Annotated in this window: 19 protein-coding genes, 1 other RNA gene and 1 pseudogene; 10 read left to right on the forward strand and 11 right to left on the reverse strand. The window is 73.8% G+C overall.

What is annotated here, in order from left to right; translation table 11 throughout:
- Positions 1–13: 13 nt before the first annotated feature.
- A complete protein-coding gene (locus ACZ7FF_RS02210) occupies positions 14–730 on the reverse strand; it encodes an ABC transporter permease (protein ID WP_470808732.1) in 717 nt (238 codons plus the stop codon).
- Complete coding sequence (locus ACZ7FF_RS02215; protein ID WP_470808734.1) at positions 730–1,641, reverse strand: ABC transporter ATP-binding protein; 912 nt, start codon at positions 1,639–1,641, stop codon at positions 730–732. Before ACZ7FF_RS02215 ends, ACZ7FF_RS02210 begins: the two co-directional genes overlap by 1 nt.
- A gap of 240 nt (positions 1,642–1,881) precedes the next feature.
- Between ACZ7FF_RS02215 and ACZ7FF_RS02220 the strand changes: the two genes are divergently transcribed.
- From ACZ7FF_RS02220 to ACZ7FF_RS02230, 3 genes are read left to right on the forward strand one after another with little or no spacing between them, the layout of a single operon-like run.
- Entirely contained in the window at positions 1,882–2,757 is an 876-nt protein-coding gene (locus tag ACZ7FF_RS02220; RefSeq protein WP_470808735.1) for a MaoC/PaaZ C-terminal domain-containing protein, read from the forward strand.
- A gap of 26 nt (positions 2,758–2,783) precedes the next feature.
- Entirely contained in the window at positions 2,784–3,860 is a 1,077-nt protein-coding gene (locus ACZ7FF_RS02225) for a Zn-dependent alcohol dehydrogenase (RefSeq protein ID WP_470808736.1), read from the forward strand.
- Between the two features lie 10 nt (positions 3,861–3,870).
- Positions 3,871–4,815: a 3-oxoacyl-ACP reductase gene (locus ACZ7FF_RS02230; protein ID WP_470808738.1), complete on the forward strand. Its 945-nt coding sequence runs from the start codon at positions 3,871–3,873 to the stop codon at positions 4,813–4,815.
- A 52-nt stretch (positions 4,816–4,867) separates the two neighbouring features.
- On the opposite strand, the gene ACZ7FF_RS02235 is transcribed toward ACZ7FF_RS02230, so the two are convergent.
- Both ACZ7FF_RS02235 and ACZ7FF_RS02240 read right to left on the reverse strand, forming a co-directional pair.
- Complete coding sequence (locus tag ACZ7FF_RS02235) at positions 4,868–5,026, reverse strand: hypothetical protein (protein WP_470808739.1); 159 nt, start codon at positions 5,024–5,026, stop codon at positions 4,868–4,870.
- Between the two features lie 96 nt (positions 5,027–5,122).
- A complete protein-coding gene (locus ACZ7FF_RS02240) occupies positions 5,123–6,349 on the reverse strand; it encodes a hypothetical protein (protein WP_470808741.1) in 1,227 nt (408 codons plus the stop codon).
- Positions 6,350–6,534: 185 nt separating this feature from the next.
- On the opposite strand from ACZ7FF_RS02240, the gene ACZ7FF_RS02245 reads away from it, so the two are divergent.
- From ACZ7FF_RS02245 to ACZ7FF_RS02255, 3 genes are read left to right on the forward strand one after another with little or no spacing between them, the layout of a single operon-like run.
- Positions 6,535–7,374, forward strand: a complete 840-nt coding sequence (locus tag ACZ7FF_RS02245; RefSeq protein ID WP_470808742.1) for a Nif3-like dinuclear metal center hexameric protein — start codon at positions 6,535–6,537, stop codon at positions 7,372–7,374.
- Positions 7,375–7,387: 13 nt separating this feature from the next.
- Complete coding sequence (locus tag ACZ7FF_RS02250) at positions 7,388–8,131, forward strand: zinc ribbon domain-containing protein (protein ID WP_470809567.1); 744 nt, start codon at positions 7,388–7,390, stop codon at positions 8,129–8,131.
- A gap of 12 nt (positions 8,132–8,143) precedes the next feature.
- Positions 8,144–9,445 carry a bifunctional RNase H/acid phosphatase gene (locus ACZ7FF_RS02255; protein ID WP_470808744.1) on the forward strand — a complete coding sequence of 434 codons (1,302 nt, stop codon included), beginning with the start codon at positions 8,144–8,146 and terminating at the stop codon, positions 9,443–9,445.
- Between the two features lie 155 nt (positions 9,446–9,600).
- Here the strand turns inward: ACZ7FF_RS02255 and eda are convergent, their stop codons facing one another.
- The gene (eda, locus tag ACZ7FF_RS02260; RefSeq protein ID WP_470808745.1) at positions 9,601–10,251 is read right to left on the reverse strand and encodes a bifunctional 4-hydroxy-2-oxoglutarate aldolase/2-dehydro-3-deoxy-phosphogluconate aldolase; all 651 of its coding nucleotides are present in this window, start codon (positions 10,249–10,251) and stop codon (positions 9,601–9,603) included.
- Between the two features lie 129 nt (positions 10,252–10,380).
- Complete coding sequence (gene yaaA / locus ACZ7FF_RS02265) at positions 10,381–11,163, reverse strand: peroxide stress protein YaaA (protein WP_470809569.1); 783 nt, start codon at positions 11,161–11,163, stop codon at positions 10,381–10,383.
- A 74-nt stretch (positions 11,164–11,237) separates the two neighbouring features.
- Between yaaA and ACZ7FF_RS02270 the strand changes: the two genes are divergently transcribed.
- On the forward strand, positions 11,238–12,671 hold the full coding sequence (locus tag ACZ7FF_RS02270) for an RNB domain-containing ribonuclease (RefSeq protein WP_470808746.1): 1,434 nt from the start codon (positions 11,238–11,240) through the stop codon (positions 12,669–12,671).
- 80 nt (positions 12,672–12,751) lie between these two features.
- Here the strand turns inward: ACZ7FF_RS02270 and ACZ7FF_RS02275 are convergent.
- A pseudogene (locus ACZ7FF_RS02275) lies at positions 12,752–13,374 on the reverse strand (FAD-dependent monooxygenase); the annotation flags it as partial.
- Between the two features lie 50 nt (positions 13,375–13,424).
- On the opposite strand from ACZ7FF_RS02275, the gene ACZ7FF_RS02280 reads away from it, so the two are divergent.
- Complete coding sequence (locus ACZ7FF_RS02280; RefSeq protein WP_470808747.1) at positions 13,425–14,063, forward strand: TetR/AcrR family transcriptional regulator; 639 nt, start codon at positions 13,425–13,427, stop codon at positions 14,061–14,063.
- A 232-nt stretch (positions 14,064–14,295) separates the two neighbouring features.
- An RNA gene (rnpB, locus tag ACZ7FF_RS02285) (RNase P RNA component class A) lies at positions 14,296–14,696 on the forward strand.
- Positions 14,697–14,744: 48 nt separating this feature from the next.
- On the opposite strand, the gene ACZ7FF_RS02290 is transcribed toward rnpB, so the two are convergent.
- The 4 genes from ACZ7FF_RS02290 to ACZ7FF_RS02305 all read right to left on the reverse strand — a co-directional run bounded on the left by ACZ7FF_RS02290 (position 14,745) and on the right by ACZ7FF_RS02305 (position 16,589).
- The gene (locus tag ACZ7FF_RS02290) at positions 14,745–14,990 is read right to left on the reverse strand and encodes a hypothetical protein (RefSeq protein WP_470808749.1); all 246 of its coding nucleotides are present in this window, start codon (positions 14,988–14,990) and stop codon (positions 14,745–14,747) included.
- Positions 14,991–14,997: 7 nt separating this feature from the next.
- The gene (locus ACZ7FF_RS02295; protein ID WP_470808751.1) at positions 14,998–15,462 is read right to left on the reverse strand and encodes a hypothetical protein; all 465 of its coding nucleotides are present in this window, start codon (positions 15,460–15,462) and stop codon (positions 14,998–15,000) included.
- Between the two features lie 150 nt (positions 15,463–15,612).
- Complete coding sequence (locus ACZ7FF_RS02300) at positions 15,613–15,945, reverse strand: MazG-like family protein (RefSeq protein ID WP_470808752.1); 333 nt, start codon at positions 15,943–15,945, stop codon at positions 15,613–15,615.
- 89 nt (positions 15,946–16,034) lie between these two features.
- Positions 16,035–16,589: a DoxX family protein gene (locus ACZ7FF_RS02305; RefSeq protein WP_470808754.1), complete on the reverse strand. Its 555-nt coding sequence runs from the start codon at positions 16,587–16,589 to the stop codon at positions 16,035–16,037.
- 125 nt (positions 16,590–16,714) lie between these two features.
- On the opposite strand from ACZ7FF_RS02305, the gene ACZ7FF_RS02310 reads away from it, so the two are divergent.
- Positions 16,715–17,041 (forward strand): nuclear transport factor 2 family protein, encoded by a 327-nt coding sequence (locus ACZ7FF_RS02310; RefSeq protein WP_470808756.1) that lies wholly within the window; start codon positions 16,715–16,717, stop codon positions 17,039–17,041.
- Positions 17,042–17,081: the final 40 nt, after the last annotated feature.

Raw genomic sequence — 17,081 nt, forward strand, 5'->3', positions numbered from 1 at the left:
CTGATTCCCCCGATCAGACGGTCCCCGCACCGCGGCGGTACGACACCACAGCGTACGAACCGAACAGCAGCAGCCAAGCCGTCAGCACGATGATCGCACCGGCACCCGGGGCGTGTCCGTCCGCGACGGAGGTTCCCAGCTGGGCGAACCGGTGGGTGGGCGTGTACGCGGACAGCGTGCGCAGCCAGCCGGGGAACAGGCTGACCGGGAACCACAGGCCGCCCAGCACGGCGAGCCCCAGGTTGCACACCATGTTCGCCACCCCGGTGGCGGGTCCGGTCAGCCGGTAGCCGTTGCCGAGGCCCAGCAGCGTGAAGGGGAGCGAGCCGAGCCACAGCAGCAGCGTGATCGCCGCCCACTGCCAGACCGCGAGCCGCACCCCGTTCACCAGACCGCCCGCCGCGAGCACCGCGACGATCGCGGGCAGCACGGTCACCGCGCCGGTCAGCGTCCGCCCGGCCACCACCTCGCGCGGGGTCATCGGCGTCACCCGCAGCTGCCGCAGCCAGCCGACCGCCCGGTCCTCGGCGACCGCGCCGCCGGTGTTCAGCGCCGAGCCGACCGCGCCGTAGGCCGCCATGCCGACCATCGCGGCCGTCCGCCAACTTCCGTCGTCCTCACCCAGGTTGGTGAACAGCAGATACATCATCACCGGCATCGCGATGCCGCCGATCACGAACCCGGTGTCCCGCAGGGTGCGGCGGACCTCCAGACGCACGTAGGCGAGCATCACACCGCCTCCGGGACCCGGTCGCGGGAGGTGAGCGCGAGGAACGCGTCGTCCAGGGAGGCCGCCGCGACCTCGAGGCCCCGGATCGCGCCGAGCCCGGCGAGCGCGATCACCGTCGCGTCGGAGTCGTCGGTGCGCAGCCGGGCCCGGTGGCCGCGTGTCTCCACCGAGCGGACGCCGGGCAGCAGGGCGAGCGCCTCCGCGTCCAGGCCGGCCAGGTCGACGCAGACCAGGCTGCCGCCCGCCGCGCGGCGCAGCTGCTCGCCCGTGCCGTCGGCGACGATCCGCCCCCGGTCGAGGACCACGATCCGGTCCGCGTGCGCGTCCGCCTCCTCCAGGTAGTGGGTGGAGAAGAGCACGGTGTGCCCGCGCCGGGCGTAGGCGCCCATGGCGTCCCAGAAGGCGTGCCGGGCCTCCACGTCCAGCGCCGCCGTCGGCTCGTCGAGCACCAGCAGCGCGGGGTCCCCGGACAGCGCGAGGGCGAACCGCACGCGCTGCACCTGCCCGCCGGACAGCCGGTCCACCCGCCGCCCCGCCAGATCCGCGATCCCGGCCAGCTCCAGGGCCCGCGCCACCGGCATCGGCGCCGGATAGCGGGAGGCCATGAAGCGGGCCAGCTCCCCGACCGTGACCCGGGGCACCGGCCGGGCGTCCTGGAGCATCGCGCCCACCCGGCCCGCGCGGACCGACCGCCCGGGTGCGTCGCCGAACAGCTCCACGGAGCCTGCGTCGGGCTCGTACAGCCCGAGCAGCAGCCCGATGGTGGTCGACTTCCCGGCGCCGTTCCTGCCCAGCAGGGCCACGGTCTCGCCCGGCGCGACGTCCAGGCCGACGCCGTCCACGGCGCGCACGGCGCCGTACGTCTTGACCGCCCCCGCGAAGGACACGGCGGTGTTCTTCGTCTGTGTCATGCCTACGACGCTAGGGAACGCGGCCCGCGCCGGGCAGATGCGCATGTACGGACTCGGGCAGTACAAATGTCCCGGCCGACCGGAGCTGACGCGCCGTCAGGAGCCTTCACAACTGCGGGGCGCTGGGTTATACAAGGGGCGCTGGACTGGAACGCGTTCTAGATCCGCCCCGTGGACGACCTCGGTGCGGCCGACGGTGCGGACGGCCGTGCCGGGGTCTTGAGACCTCTCAGGAGCCCCATGCCCATCGACGCAGCCAAGGCGCTCGCCGCCGAACCCCGTTCCGGCGAGATCACCTGGACCGCCAAGGACGTCCAGCTCTACCACCTCGGCATCGGTGCGGCCGCGAACCCCGACCGCCGGCACCCCGCCACGGACCCGGACGAGCTGCGCTACACCCTTGAGTCCCGGCTGCACGTCCTGCCGAGCTTCGCCACCGTCGCGGGCGCCGGCTCGCCCGGCGTGATCAGCGGGCTGTCCATGCCCGGCGTCGACGTCGACCTGGCCAGGGTCCTGCACGGCGGCCAGAGCCTGCGACTGCACCGGCCCATCCCGGTGCGGGGCACCGCCACCGCCACCTCCCGCATCGCCGCCGTGTACGACAAGGGCAAGGCCGCCGTCCTCGTGCTGCGCACCGACGTCGGCGACGACGACGGCCCGCTGTGGACCAACGACGCCCAGATCTTCGTACGCGGCGAGGGCGGCTGGGGCGGCGACCGGGGCCCCTCCGCCGCCCGGAAGGAGCCCACCGGCCCCCCGGACCGCACCGTCGAGCGGCCGGTCCGCGCCGACCAGGCCCTCCTCTACCGCCTCTCCGGCGACTACAACCCGCTGCACGCCGACCCCGAGTTCGCCAAGCTCGCCGGTTTCGACCGGCCCATCCTGCACGGCCTGTGCACCTACGGCATCACGCTCAAGGCGGTCGTCGACACGCTGCTCGGCGGCGACGTGAGCCGGGTGCGGTCGTACACCACCCGGTTCGCCGGGGTCGTGTACCCGGGCGAGACCCTGCGCATCCGCATGTGGCCCGAGGCGGGGCGGGTGCGGGTGGCGGTGGCCGCCGTCGAACGGGACGAGGCGCCGGTCCTCGCGGACACCGTCGTAGAGCACTCCTGAACCAGCATCCCGAGGGGAGCCGCACCATGCGCGCAGCCGTACTGCACGAGATCGGCCAGGAGAAGCTGGAGGTCCTCGACGACGTCGAGGCGGTGGGCTTCGGCCCCGGCCGGGTCAGGGTCCGGGTGCGCGCCACCGGGCTGTGCCACTCCGACCTCTCCGCGATGAACGGCGTCCTGCCCCAGCCCGCGCCGTTCGTGCCGGGCCACGAGGGCGCGGGCGAGGTCCTCGAGGTCGGCGAGGGCGTGAAGCACCTGAAGCCCGGCGACCGGGTCGTCATCTGCTGGCTGCCCGCCTGCGGCGCCTGTCCCGCCTGCCGGCGCGGGCAGACCGAGCTGTGCCTGGCCGGGTTCATGAACGCGGGCACCCCCAACTTCCGGCGCTCGGGCGGTGACGTCTTCGGCTTCGCGGGCACCGGCACCTTCGCCGAGGAGGTCGTGGTCGACGCCGGCTGCGCCGTCCCGATCCCGGACGACGTGCCCTACGACATCGCCGCGCTCATCGGCTGCGGGGTCACCACCGGCCTGGGCGCCGCGCTCAACACGGCGGACGTGGAAGCCGGTTCGTCGGTCGCCGTCATCGGGTGCGGGGGCGTCGGCATCTCGGCCGTCCAGGGCGCGCGGCTGAAGGGCGCCGCCGAGATCGTCGCCGTCGACCCGGTCGCCTCCCGGCGCGAGTCCGCGCTGCGGTTCGGCGCCACCAGGGCCGTCGCGCCCGGGGAACTGGCCGACACCAGGCAGCAGGTCACCGGCGGCGAGGGCTTCGACTACGTCTTCGAGGTCGTCGGCCGCTCCGCCACCGCCCGCACCGCCTACGAGAACACCCGGCGCGGCGGCACCCTCGTCGTGGTCGGCGCCGGCGCCATGGACGACTTCCTGCAGCTCAACATGTTCGAGCTGTTCTTCGACGAGAAGCGCATCCTGCCGTCCATGTACGGCGGCGGGGACGTGCTGCGCTCCTACGAACGCACCATCGCCCTGTGGCGGGCCGGCCGCGTCGACCTGGCCGGCCTGATCACCCACCGGGTGCAGCTGGCGGAGATCAACGAGGCACTGGACCAGATGCGTACCGGGACCGCCCTGCGTACGTGCATCGAGATCTGAGGACGCCCCCATGTCACTGCCACTCGATGGACTGTCCGCCGTCGTCACCGGCGCCGGACGCGGACTCGGCCGGGCCGAGGCACTGGAACTGGCCCGGCTCGGCGCGGCCGTCGTCGTCAACGACTACGGGCAGCCCGGCCGGGACGGCACCGGTGAGGCGTCGGCGGCGCCCGCCGAGCGGGTCGCCGCCGAGATCCGGGAGGCCGGCGGCAGGGCCCTCGCCCACACCGGGGACGTCGCCGACCCCGCACAGGCCCGGGAGCTGGTCGGCTCGGCGATCGCCGAGTACGGCAAGCTGGACGTCCTCGTCAACAACGCGGGCATCCTGCGCGACCGCATGGTCTTCTCCATGACCGAGGACGAGTGGGACTCGGTGATCCGCGTCCACCTCAAAGGGCACTTCAACACCACCCGCATCGCCGCCGCGCACTGGCGGGAGCGGTCCAAGGCGTCCGGGGGGCCGGTGTACGGACGGATCGTCAACACCTCCTCCGAGGCCTTCCTCGCCGGGTCCGCCGGGCAGCCCAACTACGCCGCGGCCAAGGGCGGGATCGTGGGCCTGACCACCTCCACCGCGCTCGCCCTCGCCAAGTACGGCGTCACGGCCAACGCCATCTGCCCGCGCGCCAGGACCCGGATGACCGAGGACGTCTTCGCAGGCTTGCGGGCACCGGACGAGGGCCTCGACCCGCTCGCCCCCGAGCACGTCGCCCCGCTCGTCGGCTATCTGGCCGCACCCGCCGCCGCCGGGGTCAACGGGCAGCTGCTCGTCGTCCACGGCGGCATGGTCGCGATCGTCGACCGGCCCCGGGTGCGGGCCAAGTTCGACAGCAAGCAGGACACCTTCACCTACGACGAACTCGACGCGCTGCTCACCCCGCACTACGCGGACCGGCCGCCGGGGGAGACCTTCGCGGCGGCGGAGGTGCTGGGCCTGCGCCGGGAACAGGGCTGAGAACGCAGAAGAGGGGGCGCCCGGCCGGGCGCCCCCTCTCGTTCTACGACCGTCAGGCAGCCGCCTCCATGGTCTCCTCGGCCGGCTTGCGATGCTTGCCGTGAGGAGCCGCTTCACTCTCCTGGGCCGCGATCGCGCCCCGGTGCCGACCGTGGCCGGCGGTCTCCTGAGAGTCGGCAGACAGCTGTTCCGTCGTGCTGGTGTCGCTCATCGGACGTATTCACCCCGTCAACATGATCTTTCGTACAGCCGGGCGAGTGTAACCGGCACACCACGGGCCGAATCCAGGCGCACACGCCAACCGGCACTACTTCGTTACAAGACGTCCCAGAGGCGCCTGCTGCAACGGCACCGGACGCGTCACCGCGGGCCCCGGAGGATCCGGTTCCGCCGCCCGCCGGGGCGCCTCGGGCGCCCGGTCGGCCGTGCCGTCCCGGACCGGGCCCCGCGGACCCGCGTCCCCCGCTCCCCCCGCCCCCGCGGTCCCCCTCCGCGGCGCGGCCCCCGTCTCCCCCGTGGGCCCCGGCAGCTCCGCCACGCCGCACGGAGTCCCCTGCGTGGCGTACGGCAGCCGCAGCACCCCGTCCCGTGTCCACACCCCGGCCCCGGTCAGCCATCCCTCCGGCGCCACGAAGTGCGTGACCTGCCGCCCGGCCGGCCGCCAGGTGCCCACCCAGGTGCCGAAGGAGCCGTCGAGGCGCAGCGCCACCGCGCAGTGCTCCGGGGTCAGCACCTGCTCCGGCTGGATCGCGAACGGCGTCACCGTGCACTCCGGCAGCCGCAGGCACTCCGGGAAGCGCACCGGCAGGGTGCTGCCGAGCACGCCCCAGCCCAATCGTTCCTGCCCCGGCGAAGGGGCGTCGGAGGAGATCAGCAGCAGCCCGCTGTCCAGGTCGGCGAGCAGCAGCCGGTCGTCGCTGGCCTCCGTGATCTGCAGCAGCGGCGAGACCTCGCCCCGCTCCAGGTCCACCACGACCGTCTTGGTGCGCCCGTCCAGCTCCCGGTCCAGCGCCAGCAGCCGCCCGGACCGGTCCAGCCAGACCCCGCCCGAGCAGCGCCCCGGAACCTCGGCGAGCCGCTCCGGGCCGAAGGCGCCGCCCGCCACCTGCCACACCACGCTGGAGCGCGCTCCGGCGGCGACGGCGTACGCCCGGGCGCCCCCCGGAGCCGGCGGCAGCAGGGAGAGCCGGGTGCCGGGCCCGGGGCACTCCAGCGCGCCGAGCGGCAGCTCGCCGGTGCCGGGTCCGGTCGGGTACAGCAGGGCGAAGACGTGCCGCCGCTCCACCAGCCGGTGGATCAGCACCCGGCCGTCCCCCATGGGCTGCACCTCGGTGCCGGGCTCCTCCGGCTGGTTGCCGGGCAGCGGCACCGCGTACGGCTCGGGGCCGTCCAGCGTCCAGCGCTCCGGGAACCAGCTCTCACCGTCCAGCGCGAGCCGGGCGGCGTACGCGCCGTCCGCCGTGAGGGTGCACCGGGACCCCGGGGCACCGTCGTCCTCGCCGGCCGACGGGGGTTCGATCGCACAGGCCGTCATCGCTCGACCACCTCCGGCGACGAAGCTAGTTTTCGTACGCACGGGGGTGGGACGGCCGACTCCCGCTTCACACATACGGGTGGCGCAGAAGCGATTCCTCTGAGGAAGGGGCGTTGATTGTGCTGAACGGTAACGGGGTGCCGGATGCGGTACGGCCCCACGGAACAGCCAGGTAGCCTTTTCCCGTGCCCCGTCTGTCTGAAGTCATCGCCGCGCTGGAGAACCTGTGGCCCGCCGAGCGGGCCGAGTCCTGGGACGCGGTCGGCACGGTCGTGGGCGACCCCGGCCAGGAGGTCACCCGGGTCCTGTTCGCCGTCGACCCCGTGCAGGAGATCGTCGACGAGGCGGTGAAGCTCGGCGCCGACCTGCTGGTCACGCACCACCCGCTCTATCTGCGGGGGACGACCACGGTCGCGGCGACGCACTTCAAGGGCCGGGTCGTGCACACGCTGATCAAGAACGACATCGCGCTGCACGTCGCCCACACCAACGCCGACACCGCCGACCCGGGCGTCTCCGACGCCCTCGCGGGCGCGCTCGACCTGCGGGTCGTACGCCCGCTGGTGCCGGACCCCACCGACCCGCAGGGCCGCCGGGGCCTGGGCCGCGTCTGCGAACTGGACCACCCCGTGACCGTCCGCGAGCTGGCCGCCCGCGCCGCCGAGCGGCTGCCCGCCACCGCGCAGGGCATCCGGGTGGCCGGCGACCCCGAACGGCCCGTCCGCACGGTCGCCGTCAGCGGCGGCTCCGGCGACAGCCTCTTCGACCAGGTCCGCGCGGCGGGCGTCGACGCCTTCCTCACCGCCGACCTGCGCCACCACCCGGCCTCGGAGGCCGTGGCGCACAGTCCTCTCGCGCTGCTCGACGCGGCGCACTGGGCCACCGAGTGGCCCTGGTGCGAGCTGGCCGCGAGCCAGCTCGACGAGATCTCCGACCGTCACGGCTGGGACCTCAGGGTCCACGTCTCCACGACGGTCACCGACCCCTGGACCGCCCACGCGGCGTCCTCCGCCACCACTAGCTAATGGGAGCCCCCAACTGAACGCCGCGCCCGCCGACCAGATCCGACTCCTCGACGTCCAGGCCTTCGACGTGCGCCTGCAGCAGCTCGCGCACAAGCGCAGGTCCCTGCCCGAGCACGCCGAGATCGAGTCGCTGACGAAGGACCTCACGCAGCTGCGCGACCTGCTCGTGGCAGCGCAGACCGAGGAGAGCGACTGCGCCCGCGAGCAGACCAAGGCCGAGCAGGACGTGGAGCAGGTGCGCCAGCGCGCCACCCGTGACCAGCAGCGCCTCGACTCCGGCGCCGTCACCTCGCCCAAGGACCTGTCCAACCTGCAGCACGAGATCGCCTCGCTCGCCAAGCGGCAGGGCGACCTGGAGGACGTGGTCCTGGAGGTCATGGAGCGCCGCGAGGGCGCGCAGGGGCGGGTGACCGAGCTGACCGAGCGCGTCGCCTCCGTCCAGGCGAAGATCGACGACGCGACCGGGCGCCGGGAGGCGGCCTTCGAGGAGATCGACCGCGAGGCCGCCTCGGTGACCAAGGAACGCGAGGTCGTGGCGGGTTCGGTCCCGGCCGACCTGCTCAAGCTCTACGACAAGCTGCGCGAGCAGCAGGGCGGCATCGGCGCGGCCAAGCTGTACGCGCGCACCTGCCAGGGCTGCCGCCAGGAGCTGGCCATCACCGAGCTGAACGAGGTCCGCGCGGCGGCGCCGGACACGGTGGTCCGCTGCGAGAACTGCCGCCGCATCCTGGTGCGCACGGCCGAGTCGGGTCTGTAGGAGGCTTCAGGGGTGCGGGAGTTCATCGTCGAGGCGGACGGCGGGTCGCGGGGCAACCCGGGGCCCGCGGGCTACGGCGCGGTGGTGCGTGACGCGGCGACGGGGGAGACCCTGACCGAGGCAGCGGAGTACATCGGGATCGCCACCAACAACGTGGCCGAGTACCGGGGCCTGCTGGCCGGCCTGCGCTCTGCGCTGGCCCTCGACGCGACCGCCGCGATCCACGTCCGCATGGACTCCAAGCTCGTCGTCGAGCAGATGTCGGGCCGCTGGAAGATCAAGCACCCCGACATGAAGCCGCTGGCCACCGAGGCGCGGGCGATCTTCCCGGCCGACCGGGTCAGCTACGAGTGGATCCCCCGCGCCGAGAACAAACACGCCGACCGCCTCGCCAACGAGGCGATGGACGCGGGCACGAAGGGCCTCCAGTGGTCCCCTTCGACCTCCCGGGCGGACCTGGCCGCACCCGCCGCATGCGAAGCTTCGGGCAGTGGCGCCGCCGACGATGTGGCTGCGGGCGACGACGCCTCCGCGGCCGCGGGCGGCGGCGGTGCTTCCGTAGCCGCGGGCAGTCGTGCCGCTGGGGCGGCACGGGTGGGCGCAGGGGCGCCTCACAGCGAGCAGCGCCCGAGTGCCCCCGCCGAGCCGAGCCGCACGACCACCCCCGGCTGGAGCGCCGCCCCCGACCTCGGCGCACCCGCCACCTTCGTGCTGCTGCGACACGGGGAGACCCCCCTCACCCCCCAGAAGCGCTTCTCCGGCAGCGGCGGCACCGACCCCTCCCTCTCGGACGCGGGCCGCGAGCAGGCCCACCGGGTCGCCGAGGCCCTCGCCCGGCGCGGCACGATCCAGACCGTCCTCGCCTCCCCCCTCACCCGTACCCGCGAGACCGCCGCCATCGTCGCCGCCCGCCTGGGCCTGGACGTGGCGATCGAGGAGGGTCTGCGCGAGACGGACTTCGGCGCCTGGGAGGGCCTGACCTTCGGCGAGGTCCGCGAGCGTCACCCGGACGACCTGAACGCCTGGCTCGCCGACCCCACCGCGCACCCGACCGGCGGCGGCGAGAGCTTCACCGAGACGGCCACCCGCATCGCGGCCACCCGGGACAAGCTGGTCGCGGCCCACGCGGGCCGTACGGTCCTGCTGGTCACCCATGTGACCCCGATCAAGCAGTTCGTCCGCCTCGCCCTCGGCGCCCCGCCCGAGTCGCTGTTCCGCATGGAGCTGTCGGCCGCCTCCCTGTCGGCGGTGGCGTACTACGCGGACGGCAACGCGAGCGTCCGGCTCTTCAACGAGACGTCCCACCTGCGCTGACGCCCGCCCCCGCGGCGCCCCGCCCGCGCAGCAGGTCCGTCAGCACCGCGAACGCCGTTTTCGCCGCGACGAGTTCACCGCGCGGCCCTGGGGCCACTCGGCAACCACCCGACACCAGCAGCGCGTTGCACGCGGGGCCTCCTTCGGCAAGGTCGTCATCCGGGTCGGCTGAGCCCCGCCGCCTCCCGGGCCAGTGCCTCGATCCTTGCCCAGTCCCGGGCGGCCACCGCGTCCGGGGGGACCATCCAACTGCCGCCGACACAGCCGACGTTGGGGAGGGCGAGGTACTCCGGCGCCGTCTCCGGGCCGATCCCGCCGGTGGGGCAGAAGCGGGCCTGGGGCAGCGGACCGGCCAGCGACCTCAGATAGGCCGTACCGCCCGCCGCCTGGGCAGGGAAGAACTTCATGTCCCGCACCCCGCGCTCCAGCAGCGCGACCACCTCGGAGGTGGTCGACACCCCGGGCAGGAACGGCACCCCGGACCCCCGCATCGCCTCCAGCAGCGCCTCGGTCCAGCCGGGGCTCACCAGGAACCGCGCCCCGGCCGTCACGCACGCCTCCGCCTGCTCCGGTGTGATCACCGTGCCCGCCCCCACCACGGCCCCGGGCACCTCGGCGGCGACGGCCCGGACGGCGTCGAGCGCGGCCGGGGTCCTGAGCGTCACCTCGATCGCCGGCAGCCCGCCCGCGACCAGCGCCCGCGCCAGCGGCACCGCGTCGGCCGCGTCGGAGAGGACCAGCACGGGCACGACGGGCGCGAGGTCCAGCACGGAGGCAGCCGGAAGCGGGGGCACGGGCGAGGTCATGCCCTCATCGTGCCCAGCCGCTGCAGCATGCGCAATGATCGTTGCACATGCTGCAATGCCCTTGCCGCGCCTTACGTAGGCCCAGCCGCCCAGCCGCCCAGCGGCCCAGCGGCCCAGCGGCCCGGTGGTTCAGTGGATCTCCTCCACCAGCACGTCCAGCGACCAGGCCTTCCCCGCCCGGTCCGGCGCCTCCGCCTCCACGACGTAGCCCAGCTCCCGCAGCGCCTCCACCAGTTCGGCCGGGTCACGCGGCGCGGCCGCGGCCGACAGCAGGCTGCGCACGATCCGGCCCTTGGTCGCCTTGTTGAAGTGGCTGACGACCTTCCGCGTCGGTGCGTGCAGCACCCGCACGGTCGCCGTCCGGCCCGCGAGCGCGCCCTTCGGCTTCCAGGCCGCCGCGTAGGCGGCGGAGCGCAGGTCGAGCACCAGGCCCTCCCCGGCCGCCTCGGGCAGCACCTCGGCCATCGGGGCCCGCCAGTGCCCGGCCAGCGCGCCGAGCCCCGGCAGCCTGACCCCCATCGAGCAGCGGTACGAGGGGATCCGGTCCGTCACCCGCACCGCGCCCCACAGTCCGGAGAAGACCAGCAGCGAGCGGGCCGCGCGGCGTTTCGCGGCCGGGTCCAGGGAGGCCAGGTCCAGGGCGTCGTACAGGACGCCGGTGTAGATCTCCCCGGCGGGGCGGGCGCCGGCCGTCCGCAGCCCGGCGTTCTTCGCGACCTCGCCGCGCAGCCCCTCGCTGAGCCCGAGCACCTCGCGCGCCTTCTCCTCGTCGGCGCCGCACAGCTCCACCAGCTCACCGAGCACGGCCTCCCGCGCGGCGGTCAGCCCCGGCAGCGACAGGGACTCCGGCTTCAGCGGGGCGCCCTTGCCCGAGCCGGCCTTTCCTTCCGAGGGTGGCAGCAGGACAAGCAACACGTACTCCTTCTCTCGGGCTCTGCGCCAGGGTACGGGGTGCTGCCCGGGCCCCCTCGCCCTACGCTCGACACATGCCCCGCCGCAGGATCCGTGTGACCGGCGCCCCCGAGGCCCCGCTCAACGCCGCGCTCGCCGCGCTGCGCACCGAGCTCGGCGTTCCGGAGGACTTCCCGCCGGGGGTCCAGGAGGAGGCCGAACGCGCGGCGAAGGCGCCCACCCTGCCGTCGTACGACGCCACGGACATCCCCTTCTTCACCCTCGACCCGCCCGGCACGACCGACCTCGACCAGGCGACCCACCTCTCCCGCCAGGGCACCGGCTACCGGGTCAGGTACGCCATCGCCGACGTCGCCGCCTTCGTCGTACCCGGCGAAGCCCTGGACGCGGAGGCGCACCGGCGGGTGAACACCCTGTACTTCCCGGACCAGAAGGTCCCGCTGCACCCCACCGTGCTCAGCGAGGGCGCGGCCAGCCTGCTGCCCGACCGGACCCGGCCGGCCGTGCTGTGGACGGCCGACCTGGACGCCGAGGGCCGGACCGTCGCCGTCGACGTGCGCCGGGCCCTGGTCCGCAGCCGCGCCAGGCTCGACTACGCGGGCGTGCAGCGGTCGATCGACGCCGGGACGGCTGAGGAACCGGTCGCGCTGCTCCGGGAGATCGGCCGGGCCCGGGAGCGGCAGGAGGCCGCGCGCGGCGGCATCTCCCTCGGCGTGCCGGAGCAGGAGATCACCCAGCAGGACCACAGCTACCGGCTGTCCTTCCGCGCCCCGCTGCCCGTCGAGGGCTGGAACGCCCAGCTCTCCCTGCTCACCGGCATGGCCGCCGCCGACCTGATGCTCGCCCAGGGCACCGGCGTCCTGCGCACCCTGCCGGCCGCCCCGGACGGTGCCGTGGCCCGGCTGCGCCGTACCGCGACCGCCCTGCACATCGACTGGCCGCACCATGTGTCGTACGCGGCCCTGATCGGCTCCCTCGACCCGCGCGACCCCCGCCACGCGGCCTTCCTGCAGGAGTGCACCACCCTGCTGCGCGGCGCCGGGTACACCGTCTTCCGCGACGGCGCGCTGCCCGCGATCACCACCCACGCGGCCGTCGCCGCCCCCTACACGCACTGCACCGCGCCGCTGCGCCGCCTCGCCGACCGCTACGCGTCCGAACTCTGCCTCGCCGCCGTCGCCGGGCAGTCCCCTCCCGGCTGGGTGCTCGCCGCGCTCGACGCGCTGCCCCGGCAGATGGCCGACGGCGCCCGCCGCGCCGGCACCGCCGAGCGGGAGTGCGTCGACATCGTGGAGGCGGCCCTGCTCAGGGACCGGGTCGGTGACGTCTTCGACGGCTGTGTGGTGGACGTCGACGAGCACCGGCCGACCTCGGGCACCGTCCAGTTGACGTCCCCCGCGGTCATCGGCCGCGTCGAGGGCGCCCCGCTGCCGCTGGGCGAACGCCTGCGGGTACGGCTCGTCCGGGCCGACCCGGGCGCGGCGAAGATCCTGTTCACCCCCGCGTGAGGGCCCCTGCGCCGCGCGGCGGCCGCCGTGGGGCGTGCGTCCGCCGTCGTCCAACCGGGCCGGTGTGCCGCCGGCTCCGGTTCCCGGACGCCGAGCCAGCGCTCCAGGGCCTCAGTCAGCTCCGGTGAGCCGTCCGGCCCGTCCGCCGCCCACGCCACGAAGCCGTCCGGCCGTACGAGCAGCCCCGCGAGCCCCGGCCGGTCCGGGCAGGAGGCCGTGACCACGTCCAGCCGGTCGCCGTACCCCTCGGCGCGGGCGCGCAGCCCGGGGTCGTCGGCGAGGTCGAGCAGCAGGGCGCGACCGGTGCGCAGGCGTTCCCCGAGCCGGGTGCCGTCGGCGAGTTCCAGGTCGGGCGCGCTCGCGCCGGTCAGCGGGTGGCCGCCGGGCAGGTCGTAGCGCTGCCAGATGCCGGAGATCCTGGTGACGAGGTACGTCGTGCCCGTGGTGGTCAGGGCCAGGTCGGTCATCACCCGGCGCAGGGCTCGGGCGTGCCGGTCCGGGCGCGGGTCCAGTCCAGCACCCAGGCGCCGATCGGATGCCGCTCGGCGGTGTAGGTGTCGAGCAGCGACGCGGGCGCGTGCCCCCGTACGACCGCGGCCAGCTCCCGGCCGAGGTTCATGGCGTCGCCGATGCCGAGGGAGAGTCCCTGCCCGCCGAACGGCGAGTGCACGTGGGCCGCGTCGCCCGCGAGCAGCACCCGGCCATACAGTTAACTGTAGTCACTAAAAAATTTGGTTGGCTATAGTTTTCTGTATGAGTGAGAAACCTGGCGGGAAACCGGGCGCGGAGCTTCCGCTGAGGGAGCGCAAGAAGAGAGCCACGCGGCAGCGGATCTCCGACATCGCCACCGAACTGTTCCGCGAGCGCGGCTTCGACGCCGTGACGGTCGCCGAGGTCGCCCGGGCGGCGGGCGTCTCCGCGATGACCGTCTTCAACTACTTCCCGCGCAAGGAGGACCTGTTCCTCGACCGCATCCCGCAGGCCGCCGAACTCTTCGCCGCCGCCGTGCGCGAGCGCGCCCCCGGCGAGACCCCGCTGGCCGCCCTCGCCCGCCTCACCCTCGGGCTTCTCGACGAGCGGCATCCGCTGGGCGGCGTGGGGGAGACCTTCGCCCCCTTCTGGCGGATCGTCGCCGACTCGCCCGCCCTGCGCGCCCGCGCCCGCGAGGGCCTCGACGAGGTGGAGGCGGCCCTGGCCGCGGCCCTCGCCGAGGCCGGCGCGGCGGACCCACGGCTCCTGGCGGCCCTGACCGTCGCCGCCTACCGCGCGGTCTACGTCGCCTCCGCCCGCCGCCTCCTCGCCGGCGACCCCGTCGACGAGGTGGCCCGGGACCACCGCTCCCGCCTGAAGTCCGCGTTCGCCGCACTGGAACGAACGGACCTGGACGGCTGACGCCAGCCGCCGCACGGCGCCGGGCCGGGTGACGGCTTACGCCACGGGCCGTACGGTGCCGCGCCCGGTGACGGCTGACACCATCGGCCGTACGGCGTCCGGCCCGGGCACTGCAGGGAAGCGCGGCCGTGCTTCCTGGCCGCGTTCGCCCGCATCCTGACCGACTCGGTCCTGGCGGCGGCCGCCGGTCCGTGGCGCCGCACCCGACCGGTACCATGGTCGACACGGCAGACGAGCCGGGCGGGCGGCCGCGTGGAGTCCCCTAGGGGGCTTCCCGAGGAACGTCCGGGCTCCACAGGGCAGGGTGGTGGCTAACGGCCACCCGGGGTGACCCGCGGGACAGTGCCACAGAAAGCAGACCGCCGGGGATCTCGGTCCTCGGTAAGGGTGAAACGGTGGTGTAAGAGACCACCAGTGCCCAGGGTGACCTGGGCAGCTAGGTAAACCCCACCCGGAGCAAGGTCAAAAGGAAACACCCCGGTGTTTCTGCGCGGACGTTCGAGGGCTGCCCGCCCGAGTCCGCGGGTAGACCGCACGAGGCCGGTGGCAACACCGGTCCTAGATGGATGGCCGTCGCCGAGGGCTTCGCGAGAACCCTCGGAACAGAACCCGGCGTACAGCCCGACTCGTCTGCCCCTTCGGGGGGACCCCCGGTGGACCCTCATGGCTCCACCGAGGCGATCATCGGCTCCCGGGCTTCTTGCGCACCGTCCGTGTCATCCAGGACTGGCAGGACCATCGGGCCAGCCCGCCCACGACGAGGGCCGCGAGGACGGCTCCCCAGTCGATGACGTGCGGCAGTCCGGGAAAGAGGACGAAGAAGGCCAGCGCCACGACGAACCCCACGATGAACGCGATGATCCCCACTCGGTGGCGCCGCGCCTGCCAGGCCTGTTCCGCGTTCCTGCCCTGTTGCTGCTCGATCATGAACGGCTCACTTCGTGATGTTGTGGCACTGGCTCACGCGGCGCACTCCGTTGACGTAGAGGTGGGCGCAGGCCTTTCCGTAACGGGGGAGTGTCTGTGGAGAGTTGCCCCGCATCGGGTCGATCTTGCACTCATTGTGGGTCTTCCCGCGTGACGTGCGGTACGTGCGGTTGTTGGTGTCGGCGTAGCTGAAGTCGATGCGCCAGTTGCAGAATCCGCTGCTGAGGGCCGCTACGAAGGCGCAGTCGACGCCGGCGTTCTGGTAGGTGATCCTGCGGCCGCTGCCGCGGACGATGTGCGTGAACATGCATCCCGTCGGGATCTTCATGGTCACGCCGCCGACGCTGTACTCGAAGGAATGCACGGGCGTCGTGCCGATCGCGGTGGCGTGCGCGCCCGTTGGTGCGGCGAGCAGCAGCGCCCCCGCCGCCGTCACGGTCGTGGCGAGGCGAGTGAAGTACTGCAGGGGCATGGCGGTCCCTCCCGGTGATCTCTGACGAGGACCTGGGACAACGGGATATGCGCCGGGCAGTTGCAGGTTTCCGCTCGGGTCACCGCGATTGAGTGATCAAGAAACAAGCAGACTGACGTGCAGAAACGTTCTCAGGCCTCCGCGGCTGCATCACTCCGTCGGCCGGAGCGGGCGTTCCCGCACCCGCCGCAAGTGGGTCTCGAAGACCTCCCGTGCCTCCGGGGTCAGGGTGCGCAGGGCCACCAGGGCCGTGATGACGACGTCGCAGAGTTCGGCCTGGACGTCGTCCCACGTGTGGGTGACGCCCTTGCGGGGATTCTGGCCGGTGGCTCCGATGACCGCTTCGGCCACCTCGCCGACCTCTTCCGAGAGTTTGAGGATGCGCAGCAGCAGGCCCTCCTGGCCGGCGTGTGCGCGGGTGGCCTCCAGGCGGGACCAGAGTTCGTCGACGGCGGGCCAGAGGGCGGGACGCTGATCGGTCATGCAGGGGAGGGTGTCACGCGCGGAGGGACTCGTACCGCCGCTCCCGGAGAACCCGTGCGCTCACCGGGGGCCGCGCCGGTGAACCGTCGTTACTCGCCGAACTCCTCGAACAGCGCCTCCTGTTCGCCCTGTCCCTTCGCCCGTACCCGCTGGGCGCGCAGGCCCACGACCACCGCCGTTCCCGCCGCCGCGGCCCCCAGGGCCGCCGGGACCATCCAGCCGCGGTTGAAGACGTGGCCCATGGCGTGGTCGAGGGAGAGGCGCCCGGGGCCGGTGACGGCGAGACCGATCGCGGCCAGGCCGAGGCTCGCCGCGTACTCGTAGCCGCCCTCCTGGGCGAAGAAGCCGTTGGGGGAGTGGACCGCCGCCGCGCCCGTCATCGCGCCGGCCGCCGCCGCGCCCGCCGCCGGGGTGGCCAGGCCCAGCGCGAGCAGCGTGCCGCCGCCCGCCTCGGCGAGACCGGCGGCCGTGGCGCTCGCCTTGCCGGGGGCGTAGCCGACGGACTCCATGAACTGGCCGGTGCCTTCCAGACCGTGTCCGCCGAACCAGCCGAACAGTTTCTGCGCGCCGTGCGCGGCCAGCACCCCGCCGGTCCCCAGCCGGAGCAGCAGCAGGCCCAGATCGCGTCGGTCGTAACAGGTCACGGTGACTCCCAAGCCAGGCGGACAGGTCCCTCTCGCGTTTCCACCGTCGCAGCTCTCACACCACCGGGCCCGTTCTCGATGCCGTTCGGGTGGCGGACCCGGGGGAGCGGTGTGAGCCTGACGCCATGACGATTCAGCCAGCCAGACTCAGCGACCCGGCCGTCCGGGCCTTCGTCAACGCCGTCAACTCCCATGACCGCGAGGGCTTCCTGGCCCTGCTGTCGCCCGACGCGACCATGTCCGACGACGGCTCCGACCGGGACCTCGCCGAGTGGATCGACCAGGAGATCTTCTCCTGCCACGGCCACATGGACGTGGAGAACGAGTCCAACGGCGGCCGGGCCGTGATCGCCCGCTACCGCAACGACACCTGGGGCGAGATGCGCACCGCCTGGCGCTTCGTCATCGAGGACGACGGCCGGATCTCCCGCTTCGAGACCGGCCAGGCCTGACCCCGGCCGGAACCGACCCCGGCCGGAACCGACCCCGGCC

The sequence above is a fragment of the Streptomyces sp. NPDC037126 genome, assembly GCF_055605965.1.